General features: G+C 38.9%; 13 protein-coding genes and 1 pseudogene. 3 read left to right on the plus strand and 11 right to left on the minus strand.

Annotated elements, in window-relative coordinates; translation table 11 throughout:
* Positions 1 to 5: 5 nt before the first annotated feature.
* Positions 6 to 4,589, minus strand: coding sequence for a glutamate synthase large subunit (gene gltB / locus ACFQIC_RS03655; RefSeq protein WP_204708689.1), 4,584 nt, complete (start codon positions 4,587 to 4,589; stop codon positions 6 to 8).
* Between the two features lie 385 nt (positions 4,590 to 4,974).
* On the opposite strand from gltB, the gene ACFQIC_RS03660 reads away from it, so the two are divergent.
* The gene (locus ACFQIC_RS03660) at positions 4,975 to 6,039 is read left to right on the plus strand and encodes a DmpA family aminopeptidase (protein ID WP_204708688.1); all 1,065 of its coding nucleotides are present in this window, start codon (positions 4,975 to 4,977) and stop codon (positions 6,037 to 6,039) included.
* A 352-nt stretch (positions 6,040 to 6,391) separates the two neighbouring features.
* Here ACFQIC_RS03660 and cudC read toward each other — a convergent pair whose 3' ends face one another.
* On the minus strand, positions 6,392 to 6,949 hold the full coding sequence (gene cudC, locus ACFQIC_RS03665; protein WP_204708687.1) for a choline uptake/conversion transcriptional regulator CudC: 558 nt from the start codon (positions 6,947 to 6,949) through the stop codon (positions 6,392 to 6,394).
* Between the two features lie 127 nt (positions 6,950 to 7,076).
* On the opposite strand from cudC, the pseudogene ACFQIC_RS03670 reads away from it, so the two are divergent.
* Positions 7,077 to 7,208, plus strand: a pseudogene (locus ACFQIC_RS03670) (NAD-dependent alcohol dehydrogenase); the annotation flags it as partial.
* A gap of 125 nt (positions 7,209 to 7,333) precedes the next feature.
* On the opposite strand, the gene purU reads toward ACFQIC_RS03670, so the two are convergent.
* Entirely contained in the window at positions 7,334 to 8,236 is a 903-nt protein-coding gene (gene purU, locus ACFQIC_RS03675; protein WP_204708686.1) for a formyltetrahydrofolate deformylase, read from the minus strand.
* 371 nt (positions 8,237 to 8,607) lie between these two features.
* Here purU and ACFQIC_RS03680 point away from each other — a divergent pair, with 371 nt between their 5' ends.
* Entirely contained in the window at positions 8,608 to 9,849 is a 1,242-nt protein-coding gene (locus ACFQIC_RS03680) for an NAD(P)/FAD-dependent oxidoreductase (RefSeq protein ID WP_390216951.1), read from the plus strand.
* A gap of 510 nt (positions 9,850 to 10,359) precedes the next feature.
* Here the strand turns inward: ACFQIC_RS03680 and ACFQIC_RS03685 are convergent.
* The 8 genes from ACFQIC_RS03685 to ACFQIC_RS03720 form a co-directional block, all read right to left on the minus strand.
* Positions 10,360 to 12,279, minus strand: a complete 1,920-nt coding sequence (locus ACFQIC_RS03685) for a glycoside hydrolase family 13 protein (protein ID WP_204708684.1) — start codon at positions 12,277 to 12,279, stop codon at positions 10,360 to 10,362.
* 21 nt (positions 12,280 to 12,300) lie between these two features.
* Positions 12,301 to 14,739 (minus strand): glycogen/starch/alpha-glucan phosphorylase, encoded by a 2,439-nt coding sequence (locus ACFQIC_RS03690; protein ID WP_204708683.1) that lies wholly within the window; start codon positions 14,737 to 14,739, stop codon positions 12,301 to 12,303.
* A gap of 25 nt (positions 14,740 to 14,764) precedes the next feature.
* On the minus strand, positions 14,765 to 16,195 hold the full coding sequence (gene glgA / locus ACFQIC_RS03695) for a glycogen synthase GlgA (protein WP_204708682.1): 1,431 nt from the start codon (positions 16,193 to 16,195) through the stop codon (positions 14,765 to 14,767).
* Positions 16,196 to 16,434: 239 nt separating this feature from the next.
* Complete coding sequence (gene glgD, locus ACFQIC_RS03700) at positions 16,435 to 17,541, minus strand: glucose-1-phosphate adenylyltransferase subunit GlgD (protein ID WP_204708681.1); 1,107 nt, start codon at positions 17,539 to 17,541, stop codon at positions 16,435 to 16,437.
* A gap of 11 nt (positions 17,542 to 17,552) precedes the next feature.
* Positions 17,553 to 18,716, minus strand: a complete 1,164-nt coding sequence (locus ACFQIC_RS03705) for a glucose-1-phosphate adenylyltransferase (RefSeq protein ID WP_390216944.1) — start codon at positions 18,714 to 18,716, stop codon at positions 17,553 to 17,555.
* Positions 18,716 to 20,626: a 1,4-alpha-glucan branching protein GlgB gene (gene glgB, locus ACFQIC_RS03710; protein ID WP_204708680.1), complete on the minus strand. Its 1,911-nt coding sequence runs from the start codon at positions 20,624 to 20,626 to the stop codon at positions 18,716 to 18,718. Before glgB ends, ACFQIC_RS03705 begins: the two co-directional genes overlap by 1 nt.
* Positions 20,627 to 21,037: 411 nt before the next feature.
* Positions 21,038 to 21,757 (minus strand): sulfite exporter TauE/SafE family protein, encoded by a 720-nt coding sequence (locus ACFQIC_RS03715; RefSeq protein WP_204708679.1) that lies wholly within the window; start codon positions 21,755 to 21,757, stop codon positions 21,038 to 21,040.
* Positions 21,758 to 21,927: 170 nt separating this feature from the next.
* Positions 21,928 to 22,374 (minus strand): hemerythrin domain-containing protein, encoded by a 447-nt coding sequence (locus ACFQIC_RS03720; protein ID WP_204708678.1) that lies wholly within the window; start codon positions 22,372 to 22,374, stop codon positions 21,928 to 21,930.
* Positions 22,375 to 22,492: the final 118 nt, after the last annotated feature.

The following is a 22,492-nucleotide window of genomic DNA, read 5'->3' on the forward strand; positions in this document are numbered from 1 at the left end:
GTATTTTAGGCTTTAACCGGTTCTTTTGTACTTTCATCAAAGGCTGTCATCTCGGCATCATAATTATTTAAGCCACTTTCCTTAAGGACTTTAATTCTCTCTTGAATCTGAAGATATGATTCAGGAATAACACGTTTGAACTGAGGAAGTACTGTCTTCCAATCATTAAGAATCCGTTGAGCTTTCGGGCTATTGGTATACTTAACGTGATCTTGGATCATGTTATAAAGATCATAAATCTCTTCATCATCTGTTAAGGATTCTACCCTTACCAATTCCGCATTAACTTTCTTATGGAATTCGTCCTCTTCATCCAGTACATAAGCTGCTCCGCCAGACATACCAGCGGCAAAGTTTCGGCCTGTGGCACCTAGGACTACGACTTTTCCACCTGTCATATATTCACAACCATGGTCACCTACACCTTCGACTACAACGTCAGCACCACTGTTCCTTACACAGAAACGTTCTCCTGCTAGGCCATTTACGAATGCTTTTCCTTCAGAAGCTCCGTAGAAAGATACGTTCCCTACAATTGTATTATCTTCTGGAATAAACGTTGATTTTTTCGATGGGTGAACGATAATTTTACCACCAGATAAGCCTTTACCTACATAGTCATTCCCATCACCAATTAAGCGAAGAGTCATACCTTTAGGAATAAATGCACCAAAACTCTGACCAGCAGACCCCTTAAATGTGAGACTAATCGTATCCTCTTTGAGACCTTTTTCTCCGTAGCGACGGGTGATCTCACTTCCAAGTATCGTACCTGTTACTCGATGGATGTTTCGGATAGATCCAGTTGCTGTTACTGGTTCTCCTTTTTCAAGAGCATCTTTACATAACGGTAAAAGTTCCTCATTATCAATCGTTTTTTCTAAGCCGTGGTCTTGTTTTTTAGTGGCATAACGACCGACACTGTCAGCTACTTCTGGTTGATGAAGTAAAGCCGATAAGTCGACTCCTTTTGCTTTCCAGTGATCAATATTTTCATTGGTTTGTAAGACGTCTGTACGACCAATCATTTCATTAATTGTACGGAACCCTAGCTCTGCCATGAGTTCTCTCGCTTCTTGGGCGATAAAGCGCATGAAGTTAGCTACATGCTCTGGATCTCCATTATATTTCTTTCTTAATTCAGGGTCTTGAGTGGCTATACCTACAGGACAAGTATTTAAATGACATACACGCATCATTACACAGCCTAATACAACTAATGGAGCTGTTGAGAAGCCATATTCTTCTGCGCCTAATAATGTAGCTACAACAATGTCTCTACCTGTCATCATCTTACCGTCTGATTCTACGACAATACGATCACGCAGACGGTTAAGAAGCAACGTCTGGTGGGTTTCAGCTAAGCCAATTTCCCAAGGCATTCCTGTATGCTTCAAACTCGTTCTTGGAGCGGCACCCGTTCCACCATCATAACCACTGATTAACACGTGATCCGCACGGCCTTTAGCTACACCCGCTGCAATGGTACCTACTCCTACTGCAGATACAAGTTTTACACTGATACGTGCTTTTGGATTAGCATTCTTCAAATTGTGAATCAATTCTGCTAAATCTTCGATTGAATATATGTCATGATGCGGTGGTGGAGAAATAAGCTCTACACCTGGAGTAGATCCACGCACTTCAGCGATCCATGGATACACTTTTTTCCCTGGAAGATGTCCACCTTCACCAGGTTTCGCACCTTGAGCAACTTTTATTTGAATTTCATCAGCGTTTACGAGGTAATGACTAGTTACGCCAAAACGTCCAGAAGCTACTTGTTTAATTGAACTACGTCTAGAATCACCACTTTCATCAGGAGTAAAACGGCCAGGATCTTCTCCTCCTTCTCCTGTATTACTGCGGCCACCTACACGGTTCATAGCTACAGCAAGTGCTTCGTGTGCCTCTTGACTGATTGAACCATAAGACATCGCACCTGTCTTGAATCGTTTACAGATTTCTTCCACAGATTCTACTTCATCAATCGAGATCGACTCGCGCTTCTTAAAGGAAATTAGCCCACGAAGAGATTGAAGGTTGTTGGTTTCATCTGTCAACATTCGGGAATATGACTTAAACAAGTCAAAGTCATTGGAGCGACAAGCGTATTGTAACGTATGAATGGTTTTTGGATTGTATTGATGATCTTCCCCATTTGCACGATATTGATAATCATCACCAGGATCAAGGTTTTTCGATCCCTTACGATGTTCACCAAAGGCATTTTCATGTCTCATTAATACTTCTTTTTCTATAATATCTAATCCTATTCCACCTAAGCGTGATGCTGTACGTGTGAAATAACGATCAATGACCTCAGGGTGAATACCAACTGCTTCAAATATTTGTGCCCCTCGGTAACTTTGAATCGTGGATATTCCCATTTTGGATAGGATTTTAATTACACCATCAGTTACAGCATTCACATATCGGTTAACTGCAAAGTCAAGAGATTCAACGTCAAGATCGCCTGTTTCAATTAAGTCATTTAATGATTGATAGGCTAAATATGGGTTGATTCCTTCTGCCCCATACCCTAGTAGTGTGGCGAAGTGATGAACTTCACGCGGCTCTGCTGATTCAATTAGAATACTGACCTTAGTTCTTGTTCCCTGACGAATTAAGTGGTGATGTAAGCCAGAGACGGCAAGCAACGCTGGAATAGCCGCATGGTCTTGGTTAACTCCACGGTCGGAAAGGATTAATAGAGTTGTCCCTTTCTCTACTTCCTGATCCGCTTTTTCAAACAATTCATCTAACGCCTGTTCCATAGCATTCGAATCTGACTTGGCATCAAATAAGATTGGTAAAGTCTCTGCTCCGAATCCTTCTAAGTTTTGTTGACGTAATCTCTCAAGCTGGTCGTTTCTTAAAACAGGAGTTTCCAGTCGGATTTTACGGCAACTGTCAGGTTTTGGATCAACAAGATTTCCTTCTGCACCAATTGTAGTTTCGACCATTGTAATGATCTTTTCACGTATTGCATCAATCGGCGGATTTGTTACTTGGGCAAATAGCTGTTTGAAGTAGCTATATAGAAGTTGTGGTCTTTGTGATAAAACAGCTAATGGGGAATCGTAACCCATTGAACCAACTGGGTCTTTCCCGTCTGAAACAAGTGGTTTCAGGATTTTATTTAACTCTTCCGTTGTATACCCAAAAGCCAGTTGATGATCAATCAATTTTACATTTGATTGCTCCGGTTCTGTTTTCGGTTCAGGCAATGCTTCTAGATCCATTTTATATTCATCTAACCATTCGCGATATGGTTCCTGATTAGCAATCTCAAGTTTAATTTCCTCGTCCGGGATAATTTCCCCCTTTTCAAGGTCAACGAGTAACATTTTTCCTGGATGAAGACGCCCTTTATATAAGATATCATCGGCAAAGATATCCAGTGCACCAACCTCTGATCCAAGAACAATCATTCCGTCTTTTGTTACATAATAACGAGCTGGACGCAGTCCATTACGGTCAAGGCATGCACCGATTTGCGTACCATCTGTATAAGCAAGCGCAGCTGGTCCGTCCCACGGTTCCATTAGACAGCTATGATATTCATAGAAATCTTTTTTCTTTGGATGAATAGATTCATCATTTGCCCAAGGTTCCGGCACCATCATCATCGCAGAATGAGCCAATGAACGCCCAGATAAATAAAGGAATTCAAAAGCGTTATCAAACATAGAGGAATCACTACCGTTAGAGTCTATAACAGGTAACAATTTCTGCAAATCTTCTTCACTGAAATATTCAGACTCACATAATACTTGTCTAGCCCTCATCCAGTTCACATTACCTCTTAATGTATTAAATTCACCATTATGAATCGTATATCTGTTTGGGTGTGATCTTTTCCAACTTGGGAACGTGTTTGTACTAAAGCGTGAGTGAACTAATGCTAAAGCTGTCTTAAAGTCTGGATGGTTCAAGTCGATATAAAAAGAGTCAAGTTGTTCTGGAACAAGCATCCCTTTATAAACAATCGTGCTTGAAGACAGACTACTAATATAAAAATCATCGTAGCCATCCATTTTAGCGGTTTCGATTTCCGCACGCTTACGGATAATATATAAACGACGTTCTAAAGCCATACGATCATCGATTCCTTCACCAGGAGCGATAAAAGCCTGTCGAATGAAGGGCTTTGTTTTCTTAGCATCATGACCAACAAAAGAATCATTAATTGGCACTGTTCGCCAACCTAAGAACTGTTGCCCTTCTTCTTTAACTATTCTTTCAAAAATTTGCTTGCAGTGCATTCGAGTATCGTGGTCTTCGGGAAGAAAGATCATACCAACACCGTATTTTCCTTCAGGCGGCAGTTCTATATCTTCCTTTTCACATTGCTTTTCAAAAAAGTAGTGCGGGATTTGTGTCAGGATCCCTGCTCCATCGCCTGTACTAACGTCAGCTGCTTGACCGCCTCGGTGTTCCAAATTACAAAGGATGGTGACTGCATTTTCAACAATGCTATGTGATTTTGTTCCATTAATATTAGCAAGCATTCCGATTCCACAAGCTTCATGCTCATTCTCAGGATGATACAACCCTTGAGGAATTGGATATCCGTTTTTTTGCATATTGGTTCCCCCTCATCTTCTCTTATCCTTGAAGTCTCTACGCAAAAGTGACAAAATTCTGTTTTTTCATTTCGTACTAGTATAGCATGAAGAAAAGCATATTTCACGCTTAGAACGCTTTGATGTAGAGTCTCATAAGTAATTTTCCGAAAATTAAATTATTTTATTTCACCTTCAAAATCCTTGAAATGAATGGGGTTGTTTGAAAATACCCCTTACATGAAAGCGTAACCATCATATGATAAAAAAATTTAAATTTTTAACATATACCTCTGTTTTTTTGGCTGGAAATTGTATAATAGTTCCATTACATACAAGATATACGTTTATTTTTGCATAACCTTACATTATTATACACAATTAAATAAAGGAGCTGAAATTATTTATGAGAAAACAAGAAAGAATTAGAGATCACGGTGTAAACATAGGTGAATTTTCTCCAGGTTTAAACAACTTAATTACTGATGTAAAGGGTGTTACTATTGGACACGTCACGTTAAGCAATGAAGATATGCAAACAGGAGTTAGTGCAATTATTCCACATCAAGGCGACTTGTTTAACGAAAAACTAATTGCCTCCACATATGTAATTAATGGATTCGGTAAAACCATGGGTACCATCCAAGTTGAAGAAATGGGTACTTTAGAAACTCCAATTGTGTTAACAAACACACTAAGTATTGGCACAGCTGCTGAGGCAGTTATTGAGTATATGTTAGAGCGCACTCCCGAAATTGGTAGAACAACAGGATCCGTAAACCCTGTTGTTGGAGAATGTAATGATATGTACCTGAACGATATTAGAGAAAGATTTATTAATAAAGACCATGTTCTAACAGCCTTGAATCGAGCTTCAACACTTTTTCATGAAGGAACTGAAGGAGCTGGTACTGGCATGCTTTGTTACTCATTAAAAGGCGGCGTCGGCTCCTCTTCAAGAATAATCAAATTAGCACATGGGACCTATACGTTAGGAGTCTATGTTGTAACAAATTTCGGGATATTGAGGGACTTAAAAATTGATGGAAAGCCGATTGGGAGACAGGTTAAGGAGAGATTACAAAAGAATATTGAAGACAAAGACAAGGGCTCTATTATGATTATAGTTGCTACCGATCTCCCTTTATCCGAAAGGCAATTAAATCGAATTTTAAAAAGAAGTGTGACTGGGTTATCCCGAACCGGAAGCGTCATTACAAATGGAAGTGGGGAGATTGTGATTGGTTTTTCAACCGCAACAAAGATCCCGCACAATCCGACAAATCAATTATTAACGATTCCCACATTGCATGAAGATGAAATGGACCATGCTTTTCGAGCAGTTGGCGAAGCGACAGAAGAGGCAGTATTAAATTCATTAATTACTGCACAACATGTCATCGGAAGGGATGGTCATGAACGACCTTCTTTAGCTGATTTATTACTTGAATACTCATTAAATATTGGGTGAATTATATTATTATTTTAAGATGTTGAGGGGGTACAAACATCAATAATAGAATGGTTGATTAGATGGGAACCTGCTCACTTTCAGCCGATCCTATTCCTCTGTCTTCATTAGAATGGTCCCTAGTGTTGCACCTAAGACTGTAAAATCGCAGCACTCAATCCCAATGGATATCTTCATTTGTGATCGAGTTTATAAATCATAAATATTGTAACAACTGTTCCAACTAGTAATACGGCTGCATTCTTTTTTAAGAATGACTGAGTCTGTTTTCATAATATTCTGTATTTTATTGAGGACAGACGTCTCCCGCAAAATAACCCTGATGGTTATTTGTTGAGAGGCGCGTTTTACGTTATAATCTATCATCCTCTAATGGGAGTAGATCAAATATTTCTCCACTCTCTATTGATGCTACTAATTTTTGTAACCAATGATAATAAGGCTTGGAACCCTCTATCTGCCTATAAGTTAAAATTGCTTCTTCTCGAAGGTTCTCATCAAGATCATCTAATTCCAGAAGTTCATCCAACTCATGCTGTGCTTTGTTGATGGCATCTAAATTAGTTTTAGCTTCCCGTAGCCACTTTTTCGTAAAAAAATTAGTAAAGAATTGAAAGAAATCCTTTTCGGCCACAAACGTTTGCCTTCTTGTACCTTTTCGAAATGTTTGCTTTACAATGTTGTAGTCTTGAAGCTTCTTCACTCCCGTACTCATGCTTGGCTTGCTCATGCCTAACTTCTCGCGCATTTCATCAAGCGTCATATCATCCTCAAAGTACATCGTGCCATACAAGTTACCGGCACTTCGAGTAACTCCGTACAAATCCATTGTTTCAGCAATCGAGTCAATCACAAATGCTTGTGCCTCATCTATAGCATTACGTGCGCGCTCATCGTGTTTATCCGCCATTTACAACCTCCTCCGTCAAACAAAGTAAGTTTTATTAAATTTTTTCTTTACAAACTTATCTTAACGAAATATCTCAGCATGTCAAAATTTTAAATTATTAAAATTTACGGTTCGGGCCAATCAGTTCGACCTTGATGTTCCAGCACTTCAAGACCAAGGCGTACCAACTGATCAAACAGAACGTTTCTCTAAAGAAGCGATGAATGACCCACAAACAGAAGACAACCCTCGTGACTTGAAAGTTCAAGATTACCATTAGATCTATAAGCGCTGCTTCAATGAAGTGCCTAAGTCTAACTAAATAGTATAAGGTGAACTCTCCTTTAAGGAAGTTTGCCTTCCCATTACATCATAATTAATGTCTCCCTTTTAAAAGCAAAGCAATTATTTAAAAACGATCGTTTTGTTTTTATGCACAATTAACCGATCTTCAAGATGCCATTTCACAGCTCGAGCAAGTACACTGCGTTCAATGGAGCGACCCATTTTCTTTAAATCATCGACATTATCACGATGATCTACACGCATAATATCTTGCTCAATAATCGGCCCTTCATCAAGATCGTTCGTTACATAATGGGAAGTGGCTCCGATTAACTTCACTCCACGTTCATAAGCCCGTTTGTGTGGGTTAGCCCCAATAAAAGCGGGTAAGAACGAATGGTGAATATTGATGATCTTAAAAGGTTGTTCAGCTACAAATTCAGGCGTAAGAATTTGCATATATCGAGCGAGAACAATGAGATCAATATCATATTCTTCAAGTAAAGAAAGCTGTTGCTCTTCCACTTGCTTACGAATGTTTTTATTTGCAGGAATATGATAAAAAGGTAAATTGAACGATTCTACAAGTTCTCTGCAATCTTCGTGATTACTCACTACGAGTTTTATATCTGTGATTACATCACCACTTTGCCACTCAAGTAAAAGTTCCCGTAAACAATGCAATTCTTTCGAAACAAAAATCGCCGTTTTTTTTATGTCATATGCTCCTGTTAAATCCCATGACATATCAAATTGTTCTGCAATTGGCTGAAAACCTTCTCGAAACGTAGCTTCTGCCTCAGGTAGATGTGGCGATTCAAATTCAATTCTCATAAAGAATCTTCCATCTTGAGGGTCTGTCGTATATTGATTTGATTCAATAATATTAGCTTCGTTTTTGTGCAAAAACTGTGTTACAGCAGAGACGATCCCACGTTTGTCCGGACACTTAATAAGTAAGCGGGCCGTTTGTTTATTTTTTTCCTGATAGGTCTGAATTTGTTCTTGAATATACGACTTCATAATCAAACTCCTTTTCTGTAACTTCATCTAACCATGTGGAGCATAGCATTTATTGCAACACTTGGATCTTTTTTATTAATTGATCAGCTCGGCTAAGATTTAGTGATTTTTCTCTTTTTTTGTTCACAGTATCATTTTATAAAATGCTTGCTCTATGAGACTTAATAAGTACTTCTATTTTCGTTGATATGCCCGTGTTTTTCAAGTTTTATCGTGTACTTACTGTAAGAAGCTTATTCCTATTATACCTTTTTTATAAAACATGCGTATTTCGGCATAATAGATATGATTACAACAATTAAAGGTACATTGTTATACTAGAGAGGAATTAATTGTAGGCACGGAGTTGTAGGTGTATGCAATTGCAAAAAATGTACATCCGGAAAGGTGGAGGTCAAGTGAGTGAAAATAAGCCAAAAATCTTAGTACTTGGTGCTGGATATGCTGGGATGATGACAACGAGGAGACTCTCTCAGCAGTTAAATCCAGAGGAAGCTGATATTACTTTAGTTAACAAACATAATTATCATTATATAACGACATGGCTTCATCAAGTAGCTGCAGGTACGGCAGAACCTAATAGTTCTAGGGTAATGATTAGTGATGTCATCGATACAAAACGTGTACAGTTGCATTATGATTCCGTAGTTGAAATTAAGAAGGACGAACAACGAGTGATCCTTGAGAACGGAGAATTAAGCTATGATTATCTCGTTATTTCTCTTGGGTTTGAAACTGCAACCTTTGGCATCCCTGGAATTAAGGAACATGCGCTTAAAATTGAAAACATCGACAGCAGCCGCTACATCCGTGAGCATATTGAATTCCAATTTGCACGCTACAGCAGTGGTGTAGACAAAAATGAGGATAATTTGAACATTTTGGTTGGCGGAGCAGGTTTTACTGGCATTGAGTTTGTCGGAGAACTAGCAAAGCGCGTTCCGGAATTATGTAAAAAGTATAATATCGATCGGGAGAAAGTTCGTATCATTAACGTAGAAGCTGCCCCTACCATTCTTCCTGGATTTGACGAGGATCTAGTGGAATACGGTAAAAAATCTCTAGAAGATCGAGGGGTTGAATTCCGCATCGGTGCAAAGATTCAAGAGTGCACGGAAAAAGGATTTGTTATCGGTGATGATAGAGAGGAAATAAACGCAGGTACAGTCGTTTGGACAGGTGGAGTTCAAGCCAGTCCAATCGTTAGTGAAGCTGGATTTGATATTGTTAAAGGGAAAGTTACTGTAGAAGACGATTTACGTGCCCCTGGACATGACAATATTTTCATCATAGGCGACTGCTCTTGGGTCATGGATAAAGAAAATGACCGTCCTTATCCTGCTAATGCACAAAGTGCTATCCAGGAAGCTGACACTTGTGCTGCTAATTTGCAGGCACTTCTTCATGATGAGCCATTACAAAGCTTTATCTTTGATTACAAAGGAACGGTAGCTTCTCTTGGAGGAAGCGACGCTATGGGGACGATCTTTGACGATAAAAAGCTATTTGGTATGAAAGCAAAAGCCATGAAAAATATCATCGATGATCGCTATTTATACTTAGTAGGTGGACCTAAGCTTATTCTTAAAAAAGGGAAAGTACGCTTCTTTTAATTTGAGGAGGGAGGAAACAACGTGAAAAACTTTTTCTGGATTCTAACATTAGTATCAATTGGTCTCACTACGCTCTATACGGTAATGAGCCGCATGTCAGAAGCTAATCGAGACTTTCGCTAATGAACTAAAAGGCCTGCTCTTTCCTAGGAAAGAGCAGGCCTTTTTAAAATGGCTGTGTTAACTTGTTGTTGATTTTTGTTGCAAAAACACATGCCCCTATTGTTGAAAAACGGATGGTAGTTAGTTCTGTATTTTCAAGAATGCGAATGGAGGGACAGGAAACCACTCACTTTCCGCGGGGAAGACGGCAAGCCTCCTCGAGCTAAAGCTCTGCGGGTATCAGTTTTTCAGTGGCCTCAGCTGTTGTCCTCAACCCCCATTCCACCTTTACTAACGGAATCATTCTTTTTTACAACTCTTTATTCCATAATACTGCACGATGGTTGAATAAACTTCTTTCTCAACTTGAGCAACGAGCAACATAAACGTTTATCACAGCCTTCACAATTAATGCATGTGTCTGAGTAACATACTTTCCGATGGATTTAGTATTAATGTAAGCAGCTCATTTTTGGCTTCAAACACTCGACGTTTATTGTCCATATGCTGCCATTTCCCTTTGCGAACAGGTAATGAAATCTTTACTTCTTTTTCAACATTACGATTCATCAAGTAAATCATGTGCTCTTCTTTTGTCTCATCACCAAAGTGGTCAACACCATTTGTAGTGCTCCGCTCAAAAGCAAAAACGTCTTCATGAAGAGCATGAGGTGTCCAGGCGCCTGTGCGAATAGCCTGGTGTTCTTTTCTCCACTGTCCAATGGTTTGGTACCACTCTACAAGTTCCTGCTCTTCACGACCCCATGGGAAAGGTTTACGGTTATCAGGGTCTCCTTCACCCGTCACCCCTGCTTCATCCCCATAATAGAGAGAAGGTACACCTGGAAAGGAATATAACCACAGGCTTAATGCTTTGACTTGAGCCTGAATGATCCTTGAACGTCTTTCGTCTGAGAATTCCACAGGTATAAATCCATCTAATAACGTTTTAATTCGCTCTACATCATGACTGGAAAGCATATTCATAACAGAGTAGAAGTACGATTTTGGATAGTGTTCACTTAACGTTAATAATCGACGATGAACAAAATACGCATCCACTTCCCCTTTAATAAATCCAAGCATAAGCTCACGTAGAGGATAATTCATAACAGAATCCAGTACTCCACCTAATAGATAATCACGGCGTTTCCCGTAGGCTTTCTTATTGGAGGCATCTTCCCACACTTCCCCCAGTAGTACACTAGATTCGTTATTTCTTTTTAACTGTAAATAGATTTTCTTAATTAAGTCATCTGTGAGCTCATCAGCTACGTCAAGGCGCCAATGCTTCATCCCTGCTCTTTGCCAGGTTTTGATCACACTATCTTTATCATGCACCAGAAAATGCTGGTAACTTTGATCTTCTTTGTTTAGAGTTGGCAAAGTTCCTACGCCCCACCAAGCTTCGTATTCATCTGGATAATTATGAAACTGGTACCAGGAATAGAAAGGAGAATCTTTAGATTGATAGGCTCCGAGCGTATCGTATTCATTACGTTTGTTAAAATATTTACTATTACTTCCAGTATGGCTAAATACACCGTCCAACATGATTTCTAAGCCTCGTTCAGCCGCTTCTTCAATCAACTTTTCAAAATCTTCTTTAGTCCCTAAGAGTGGATCAACCTTATGGTAATCTCCTGTATCATACCGATGATTGCTTTCAGCCTCAAAAATAGGATTTAAATAGATAACAGAAATACCAAGGGATTTAATATAGTCTAGCTTCTTAATGATTCCTTCTAAATTACCTCCAAAAAAATCCCAGCGAACAACACCGCCGTCTTCGTCACGAATATAATAAGGATCATTCTCCCAATGCGTATGCATGACACTAGATTTAGGTGCTTTATTCAGATCCAATTCGCCACCTATATTAAAACGATCAGGGAAGATTTGGTACATAGTCGCATGCTTCCACCATTTAGGTGTTTCGTAACTTGGATCATAAACCGTGATCTGCCAAGAAGGTGGAACTTGTTCATAAATGACACCTTCCCCGCTTTCTTCAATATTCACTCTTCCATAATAAAGAGTTTCCTCATCGGTGATTATTTCAAAGTAATACCAAACGAGTTGGGGAGTATTAGGCATTTCCACCGTTGTTTCATAAGAAAAAAACTGATGTTCCTCACTATACAAATCCATATCCTGCGTGTACTCCTGATCAGACTTGTCATGAATGTGATGAAGAACAACACGTGACACATCATAGTGATTATGGATATCAATAGTTAGAGTAACATTCGAACCATTCGGTGCAGCACCAAATGGTTCTCTGAATTTTGTATGAAAACTATTATGATAAATATTTTGTTGTCTCACAAGGAGTCCTCCTTCACCCCATTATTTAAGTATGCCAGAAGGCTGAATTTTCCAAATATCAGAGGCATATTCTTGAATGGTTCGATCGCTTGAAAATTTTCCGGAACGAGCAATATTAACTAAGCTCTTCTTATTCCATAAGTGCGCATCCAGAAAATCTTTACTAATCTGAGACTGAGTATCTATATAACTCGCAAAATCCTTCAGAACAAAGTATTCATCATTATACATTAGTAAATTATCATAAATATCCCGAAACTCCATTTCCCCTTTAGAAAATGGGCTGTTATGAATAAGTTGATCAATCGTATGTCTAGCGCGATCATCTTCATTATAAACTTGGCGAGATGAATAAGAGCCATTTCTATAGAATTCAAGAACTTCATCAGAACTTAATCCAAAGGCATAAATATAGTCGTCTCCAACTAAATCATGAATTTCAACATTTGCCCCATCCATCGTCCCTAAAGTGATCGCCCCATTCATCATGAACTTCATATTTCCCGTTCCTGATGCTTCTTTACTTGCGGTTGATATTTGTTCACTAACATTTGTTGCCGGGATAATTCGCTCTGCTAATGAAACGGAGTAATTCTCTAAAAAGACAACCTTCATTCGATCATTAACCATAGGGTCACGATTTACAACGTCTGCTACGGTATGAATCAACTTAATGACCCTTTTGGCAAAATGATAACTAGGTGCTGCCTTTGCCCCGAATATAAACGTACGAGGCGTCATATTGAAATTAGGGTTTTCTTTTAATTCATTGTATAAGTGCATAATATGCAAAGCATTTAGTAACTGGCGCTTATATCCATGCAATCGTTTAATGTGCACATCAAATATGGAAGATGGATCTACTACAAGTCCGGTATAACCTCTAATAAATTCAGCCAACTCTTCTTTCTTTTGTTGCTTAATATTACCCAATTGATGTAAGAAAGATTTGTCATTCTTATTTTTTAACAGGTCCTGTAAATAATCTGGCTTTTGCATCCACTGTTCACCAATTGACTCACTAATTAGGCGAGAAAGCGGCTTATTTGCATGCATCAACCAACGTCTATGGGTAATGCCGTTCGTTTTGTTATTAAAACGTTCTGGAAAGGTATCGTAGAATATTTTCATTTCTCGTTCTTTTAAGATATCAGTGTGTAACTTGGCGACTCCATTAATGCTATGACTGCCGACGATCGATAAATGAGCCATCTTCACAACACCGTCAGCGACGATGGCCAGGCTGGCAATACGATCAAATTCCCCTGGGTGTTTTTCCCAGAGTGTTTGACAAAAGCGCTCATTAATTTCATTTATAATCATAAATATTCTTGGCAAAAGCGTTCGTACCAATCCTACCGGCCAAGTTTCGAGCGCCTCACTGAGTGTAGTATGGTTTGTATAAGACACGGAAGATTGAGTAATCCTCCACGCTTCTTCCCACCCTAGCCCTTTTTCATCCATTAACACACGCATTAACTCAGGAATAACTAGAGCAGGGTGTGTATCATTAATATGCAGTGCCGCATGTTCCGGAAACAACGCCAACGGCAATTCTAATCGTTCGAAGTTACGTACCGCACTTTGAACTCCAGCTGATACGAGAAAGTATTCTTGTTTCAGTCGAAGTCGTCTTCCTTCTTCATGTGAATCGTCTGGATAAAGGAATTCAGAAATCTCTTCTAATGATCGTTTATGTTCCAAGAAACTATCGGAACCTGATTGGTGTGACGCTTTTTTTAAGGTATCATCATCATTGGACTCTGCTGACCATAAACGAAGCGTATTGACAGTCTCATTTTCATACCCAACTATAGGAACATCATAAGGAATCGCTCGTACCTGTTCATAATCAAAATGTTTACATTTAAGCGGTACTCCTTTATGGTTAACCATTTCTACTTTTCCACCGAAACGAACTTCAATGGCTTCATCAGGTCTGCGAACTTCCCAAACAAATTCTCTTGATAACCATTGGTCGGGTAATTCAACTTGATAGCCATCGATAATTCGCTGATCAAACATCCCGTATTTATAGCGAATGCCATACCCGTGCCCAGCGTAGCCTAAAGAAGCTAGTGAATCTAAAAAACAAGCAGCCAATCGACCAAGACCACCATTACCAAGACCGGCGTCACTCTCCTCCTCTTCAATTTCAGATAGAGAAAAGCCTAGTTCATCTAATCCATTCTTAATTACCGTAAGTAATTGCATGTTTAATAGATTATTTCCTAGTAGACGACCCATAAGGAATTCCATAGAAAAGTAATAGACTTGTTTCTCTTTGCTGTCCATATAATGTTTATTTGTCTGTGACCAATTCCTATTGATTTCCTCTCGCATAAGCGATCCTAGTGCTCGATAGGCATCAACATCAGTAGCTGATTCCATTTTCTTTCCCTGGATTGCTTCTAGTTTCTCAGAAAATGCCCGTTTGAATTCTTCTTTATCGCTAAACATAGGGTATCCTCCCATTTGCGCCTCACTACTCTAAGGTTGCTTCATACAATTCACTATATTGATTGGCGGAGTATTTCCATGGAAACTGACTCTGCACCATATTCTTTACAAGCTGTTTCCAGGCCTCTGAATCATTGTAAGTTTCAATGGCTCTGCGAATTGTAAACAACATGTCGTGGGCGTTATAATTAGTAAACGTAAATCCGTTACCTTCTCCAGTTTTTTCACTAAATGGCTGTACAGTATCAGCTAAACCACCTGTCTCACGAACGATCGGTGCAGTTAAATAACGAAGCGCTATTAACTGTCCAATTCCACAAGGCTCAAATCGCGAAGGCATTAAGAAGAAGTCACTTGCGGCGTACACTTGACGAGAAAGAGGTTCACTGAACATAATATTCGCGGACAACTTCTTCGGATACTTCGATTGTGCCCATTGAATCATCTGTTCATACTCGTATTCTCCTGTTCCTAGTACAACAAGCTGTAAGTCTTCCTGATCCAGTAGTTCATCAATAATTCTCCCAACTAAATCAAAACCTTTTTGCTCAACGAGACGGGAAACGATTCCAATCATCGGGATATCTTTATTAACAGGTAATCCTAGTTCTTCCTGAAGCCACATTTTATTTTGCGCTTTTTTCATGAGTGAACTTCGATAAGGAAAAGCAAGTGATTGATCCTTTAATGGATTATACGCTTGCACATCGATCCCATTGACAATACCTGATATTTTTCTTGAACGCTCTCGAAGGACTCCATCTAGGTTTTCCCCATAATATGGAGTTTGAATCTCTTTAGCGTACGTTTCGCTTACCGTTGTAATATGATCGGCAAAATTCAAAGCGGCTTTCATAAAATTAATGTTGCCGAAAAACTCAAGACCACCTGTAGTCATCATATGCTCGTCAAGCCCGAGCAAATCATATAATACAGCATCCGGATAAACACCTTGGTATTTTAAATTGTGAATCGTAAAAACAGTTTTCATATCATGAAAATACGGATCATTGCCATAATGAGTATGCAACAAGACAGGAATTAGACCAGATTGCCAGTCATGGCAGTGCAATACATCTGGTTTCCACTCCATTTTTCTGATCATTTCCATAATAGCCTTATTAAAGAAGACAAACCTTTCTGCCTCATCGTCATAACCATATAAATTAGAACGCTTAAAATAATATTCGTTATCTATAAAATATACAATAATACCATCATACTCAATAAACTCAATCCCCGCGTACTGATTTCTCCAACCCATTTCAATATTAAAAGTTTGCGAGGTCGTTAGCTGCATCTTCCATTCATCGCTCATATCTTCATATTTAGGGAGCACAATTCTAACATCATGTCCTTCTTCTCTTAACGCCTGTGGCAAGGATCCTAATACATCCGCAAGGCCACCTGTTTTAACAAACGGTGCGCATTCTGAACCAATCATCAACACATTCATTCTTTCTCATCTCCTTATGTTCATTGAAAGCAGAAAGTGAAATTCTATTCTTAGAGGGACATTCTTCTTCCCCGACATGGTTAGTTAAGTCCAAAGTGGGTGACGTAAGTATTTCTTGCATTGACGGATAAGTTGATCCATTCACTACTCTTATTTTCACTTCGATTTTTAATAATTTTAAAAAAATAACCAAAAAGGGCTGTCGGAAACGTACGTTCAGACAGCCCCTTTTATCTTATTTACATCGTTTTCCGTTTAGCAACGACAAAAGGTTTTTCAGGAGCACCTATAAGTGTACGTCCGTTCGAAATCTTACAATCTTTATCTAAAATCACATTCTCAAGTACAGCATTCTCCTCGATATCACACCTTTGCATGATGATTGAGTTCTTGATAATGGCACCTTTACCAACCCTTACTCCCCGAAAAAGTATACTATCTTCAACATGTCCGCTCACGATACAACCATTAGCTACAAGCGTATTCGATACATCTGATAATCCTTCATATTTAGAGGGTGGCTCGTTTTTTATTTTAGTAAAAATGGGTGAGTCTTCTTTAAACAATTCATCATGTGCTGATTCATTTAGCAGTTTTCTACTGTTACGATAATAGCTTTCCACCGAATTTATTAAAGCATGACTCCCTTGGTATTCATAAGCGTTAATGTGAATTTCCGGAAGTCTTCCTTTAATGCCATCCAGGAACAGGTGAGAACAATTATGTGCAATGCAGTTCTCAACTAGATAATAAAGATAATCTTTTTCGATAATGTACATATCCATATATACATTTGAACTTTTCTGATCATTGTGAATCGCCATTACTCGGTCACTATCGTCAATCGTCAGTTTATGTGCGAGATTATGCTCGGGTTGAAGGTCTCTTATTTTTTTATAAACAACCGTTACATCTGCTCCAGACTTCTTGTGGGCCTCCAGAACTTCGAGGTAGTTAATATTGCAAATACTTTGTGAACCTGATACAACAATATAATCGGCTAGGGTACGTCTAATAAAATCAATGTTATTGTGGAAATGTTGCAAATCTCCACGTGATAAGTCTGTGGGATCATTCCAATCGGGAGGTAAAATGAACAGTCCCCCACGGTTGCGATCTAAGTCCCATGCCTTCCCTTGCTCTAAATGATCCATCAGGGAGCGGTACTTGCGACGAGCAAATACCGCAATGGAATCAATACGGGAGTTTGTCATATTAGAGATGGTGAAATCGATCATCCGATAACGACCAGCATAAGGAACGGCGGCTCCACATCTAAAGTAAGTCAATTCTTCAAGAAAATCCTGTTCATGGTCCAAATTTATAATTCCAGCGATACGATCCATAACGTCACCTCTTATTTTATAATCGTGGCATAGCTTGATGCCATCACACTTCCTTCATCCGCTATTAAGGTGATGGGGCTTTTCGGGTTAGGATCACCAATAACGGCATTGTCTTCAATGATGCTCCCCTCTGCAATAATCGCACGGTTAATTTTTGCATTTTCACCAATTACAACATTGGGCATGATGACAGAATCTTTGACCACGGAGTTCCGTTTAACGTGCACACCGTAGAAAATAACTGAAGTATTTACCGTTCCGTAAATACGGCACCCTTCATTTATCAGAGCATTTTTCACCGTAGAGGAAGGAGCAATATATTGGGCTGGCTGATTTGGATTTTTGGAATAAATACGCCAGGAGTTTTCACTTAAATTAAGTTCTGGTTCTTCTTTTAACAGATCCATATTAGCTTCCCATAGACTGTCAACCGTCCCCACGTCTTTCCAATATCCATCAAACGTATAGGCATTTAATTTTTTATGATCATAAAGCAGAGCAGGAATAATATCTTTACCAAAGTCATGAGAGGAACCTGGCTTCTCTTCATCGTCCATTAAATACCTTTTTAAAACCTCCCACTTGAAGATATATACTCCCATAGAAGCGAGATTGCTTAATGGAAACTCCGGCTTTTCATCAAACTCAATGATTCGTCCCTCATCGTCAGTATTCATAATTCCAAAACGACTTGCTTCTTGCCACGGAACTTCAATAACAGAAATCGTTGCGTCTGCTTGTGTAGCAATGTGATCATCAAGCATTTCGCTATAGTCCATTTTGTAAATGTGATCCCCAGACAAAATCATTACATGTTCAGGATCATAGTTGTTTAAAAATTCCAGGTTACGATAGATCGCATTAGCAGTCCCTGTGTACCATCCACCACCATCTGCTTGCACGTATGGTGGTAATACAGACACCCCTCCAAAGCTTCTATCCAAATCCCACGAAGAACCTATTCCAATATAATTATTCAAAATCAAGGGCTCATACTGTGTAAGAACCCCAACTGTGTCAATTCCGGAATTGCTACAATTACTTAATGGAAAATCTATAATTCGATACTTACCTCCGAAATAAACCGCAGGCTTAGCGATCTTCTTCGTCAATGATTTAAGCCTTGTGCCTTGACCTCCTGCAAGAAGCATGGCTACACATTCTTTACCCTTCATTATTTCTCCTCCTTTGGTGAAGAAGTTCTTTTTAGAAAACTTACAGCTAGTGGTGGAATGGTCATTTGAATATGTTGCCCCTGACTTTGCCATGGTTCAGATATAGAATGAAGATCGAGTGCATTCGTCTGACCTGATCCACCAAAGTGAGTAGCATCACTTGTGAAAATTTCTTGATACGTCCCTTCTTCTGGTACGCCTACCCTATAATTGTGGTAAACTTCCGGGGTGAAATTACAAACTACGATAAGTTGATCATTTGATTTTCGACTATTTCTTGCGAAGGACACGATACTTTGCTCGTAATTATTTGCATCGATCCAGAAAAACCCTTCTTCTTCATGATCAAGTTCCCATAGTGCTGGCATATCATTATATAATTGTTGGAGTTGCTTGAAATACGCTAAAGTAGAAGCATGAGAATCATATTCTAATAACTCCCAATCTAAGTCTTCTAGATCCTTCCATTCATCGAACTGACCAAACTCAGTACCCATCATTAATAATTTTTTACCTGGGTGTGCATACATAAAAGCTAAGAAAGCTCGCAGATTTGCGAATTTCTGCCAATAATCACCCGGCATTTTGTTAAGCAGAGACTTCTTTCCATGAACGACCTCATCATGAGAGATAGGCAAAACAAAGTTTTCCGAAAATGCGTAAAACAAGGAAAATGTAATGAGGTGATGATGGTGCTTACGGTGGATTGGATCCATTTCTATATACTCCAGCATGTCGTTCATCCAACCCATATTCCATTTATAGTTAAAGCCGAGGCCGCCAATATAAGTTGGAGCACTGACTAACGGCCAAGAAGTAGATTCCTCTGCCATCATTAACACGTGAGGATCTTCTTCAAAAATGGCTTCGTTCATTTTTTTAACAAACTCTACTGCTTCGAGATTTTCCCTTCCTCCATACTCATTTAATTCCCATTGCCCCTCTTCTTTACCGAAATCCAAATAAAGCATGCTGGCTACGGCATCAACTCTAAGTCCATCTAAGTGGAATTCCTTCAACCAAAAAATAGCGTTAGAGATTAAGAAACTTTGAACCTCTTTTCTACCAAAATCAAACGTGAGGGTTCCCCATTGAGGTTTATCAGCTTTAAGTGTGTCCTGATATTCGTACAATGCTTCCCCATCAAATCTACGCAGTCCGTGTTCATCTTTACAGAAGTGAGCAGGAACCCAGTCAAGAATGACCCCAATCCCATTTTGGTGGCATTGGTCTACAAAATAACGAAAATCATCTGGCGTACCATAACGTGAAGTCGCTGCAAAGTAACCAGTGGTTTGATACCCCCACGATCGGTCAAAAGGATGTTCTGTAATAGGTAAAAGTTCAATATGTGAATAACCTAATTCTTTCACATGAGGTATAACCATATCTGCATATTCGCGGTACGTATAATACACTTCCAACTCGATATTTTTCCATGACCCTAAATGAAGTTCATAAATTGAAACAGGAGTTTCATAGATATTCAACTTCTCACGACGCTTCATCCATTGCTCATCATTCCATGAATATTTATTAAGAGGATAAGTCACGGAGGCTGTGTTTGGGCGTAATTCACTTGAAAAGCCATAAGGATCTGCTTTCAATCTTAAGTGCCCATGTGGTGTTAAAATTTCGTACTTATAGATCGTACCTTCTGTTAGTGCCGGTATAAAACCATACCAAATTCCATTTTCAGTTAATTTTTCCATCGGGTGTTCTCGTCCATCCCAATTGTTAAAATCCCCAACAATATTCACTCCCTGGGCATTTGGAGCCCAAAGCATGAATCGATAGCCCTCTTTACCTTCTTTTATATCTGGATGAGCTCCAAGAAGCTGATAGCTGTACCTTAGATTTCCTTGATGAAATAAATATAAATCGTGTTCGATAGTTGCTTCTTCTAACACGCCATCACCCCCTAATGTTTCTTCTTACTACTAAGCATAAAATGTTACGGAACCGATTACAATTAGTTTTTTACAAAATCTTCTAAAAACTTTGTATGTTTTTGTCGCTTTATGGATGACAGCGCTTCATTTACCGAATTGAGCGATAAAAGCGCATATTTTCCCAATGAATTGTGGTCTGAAATATGATGTTTTTTAATTATTTTAGATAGAATTCTAAAAGATGAAATTTTGAACAATAAATAAAGACTATATAGAATAGGAATTATATTTCCGTTATTAGAAAACGAGAAAGGGGCTTTGAGGAATGATTCACTTTCTGCGGAGCTCCTTTCCCATATTACGGGCGGAGAATCACAGTCAGCATGTTGATGTTAAAGAAGAATTGTGTGGTACCTGGTACCACACAATTCAATTTAAACTTTCCAACAACAAATATATGCTAGTAAACAGCAAAAGAACATACGTGAAAATCCGGAACATTTTCTGGTTGATCACATTAAATAAAAGCTGACCTAAGAATAAACCAACAGCCACAATGGGTAAGGCATATAAACTGGACGTCCAAATGATTGCATTGGTGCCAGCTACACTTACTTGAACAAGTAAACTAGCCAAATAGATAAATAAATAAAAGGCTAACGTCGTTGCACGCAGTCTTTCTTTTGTAGAATTGGTCCCTGAAAAATAAAGCAACAAAGGCGGACCAGGCATGCCGATACTTGTCGTTAAAGTACCCGCTAATCCTCCCGTTATCCCATCTCGAGTTTTAGATTTTCGGATTCTAAAATTCAAGATCAACAGAATTGTAAGCAGCAAAATAACGAGACTCACCGTTACTTTTAAAAGGTTAATTTTTAACAGAACAAAAATCCCTATCCCTAACAATAACCCTGGAAGACTACCCCAAATAAACCGTCGAACAACCCCTCCATCGATATCGCTTCGAATTTTCACAATGAGAGCAAGAGAAATAACGAGGGATAAGATTAAATTGATCTGAATGGCTTCTTTCGGTTCAAAAATTAACAATAAAAACGGTGTCGCCAAAATAGAGAAGCCAAATCCTGTGCTCGTTTGTAATATAGATGCTACTAAAATAATCAATATAAAGATAAAAACTGTACCCAAACCACTCTCTCCTTTGCTTCCCCCGTCAAAACAACATTTTAATCCATCCCTTGATTATACGACTATTTTTAAGAGGAAAAAAGGTAGGCATTTTCTTATAATGATATCTGCTATTAAACACTAAGGGGATAGTCTTTTGACTATCCCCTTAGTGTTTATAATAGCGGAACTTACATGCCACTATATGAATCTCTATGAAACTGACCATTTGCTAGATAAAGGAGATTTTCTGGCACTGCCTCCTGAATCATCGGAAATATTACTCGTTCTTCTAAGCGTACATGATTATCGAGTAACTCTCCTAAGTTTTGAAATTGTTCTACTGATAAACGTTGCTCTGTTCTAATTCGGGCAATTAATGCTCGGATCTGCACATGTTCCATAAGCATCTGCTTAATAGGTTCTTGATCGACGGACGCATATTGCGCATATAAGGGAAGCAATACTTCTTCCTCATCGCGAAAGTGTATCGCACCATCCTTTTGCCAAAAATTGATGACACTTCTTCTTTGTTCTTGTTTGTTAGCATGCTCATCCGTTTTCTTCAATTGCTGAGCGACTACAAGAGCATGGTGATGGTGATGAGATAACGGATGTAACGCTTCATGTCGTTTCATTAATTTGCCCTCCTTTTAATTGTCACTACTATATACCATACCCTCTCAAACAAACAATAGGGGTTTTCACTCCTCATAATCAGGAAGTTCCCTGATTACGAAATCAAGTAATCTTACC

This window comes from Halobacillus seohaensis (assembly GCF_042663045.1).
GTDB lineage: Bacteria > Bacillota > Bacilli > Bacillales > Halobacillaceae > Halobacillus_A > Halobacillus_A seohaensis.

What these genes read in the sequence shown, in the direction of transcription:
- purU (WP_204708686.1), bottom strand. Translation starts at nt 8,236, where the DNA reads ATGAAGTCGTATATTCAAGAACAAATTCAGACCTATCAGGAAAAAAAT.
- glgD (WP_204708681.1), bottom strand. Translation starts at nt 17,541, where the DNA reads ATGGATCGTATCGCTGGAATTATAAATTTGGACCATGAACAGGATTTT.
- ACFQIC_RS03690 (WP_204708683.1), bottom strand. Translation starts at nt 14,739, where the DNA reads ATGTTTAGCGATAAAGAAGAATTCAAACGGGCATTTTCTGAGAAACTA.
- glgA (WP_204708682.1), bottom strand. Translation starts at nt 16,195, where the DNA reads ATGAATGTGTTGATGATTGGTTCAGAATGCGCACCGTTTGTTAAAACA.
- gltB (WP_204708689.1), bottom strand. Translation starts at nt 4,589, where the DNA reads ATGCAAAAAAACGGATATCCAATTCCTCAAGGGTTGTATCATCCTGAG.
- ACFQIC_RS03705 (WP_390216944.1), bottom strand. Translation starts at nt 18,716, where the DNA reads ATGAAGGGTAAAGAATGTGTAGCCATGCTTCTTGCAGGAGGTCAAGGC.
- ACFQIC_RS03720 (WP_204708678.1), bottom strand. Translation starts at nt 22,374, where the DNA reads ATGAAACGACATGAAGCGTTACATCCGTTATCTCATCACCATCACCAT.
- ACFQIC_RS03680 (WP_390216951.1), top strand. Translation starts at nt 8,608, where the DNA reads ATGTACATCCGGAAAGGTGGAGGTCAAGTGAGTGAAAATAAGCCAAAA.
- ACFQIC_RS03660 (WP_204708688.1), top strand. Translation starts at nt 4,975, where the DNA reads ATGAGAAAACAAGAAAGAATTAGAGATCACGGTGTAAACATAGGTGAA.
- cudC (WP_204708687.1), bottom strand. Translation starts at nt 6,949, where the DNA reads ATGGCGGATAAACACGATGAGCGCGCACGTAATGCTATAGATGAGGCA.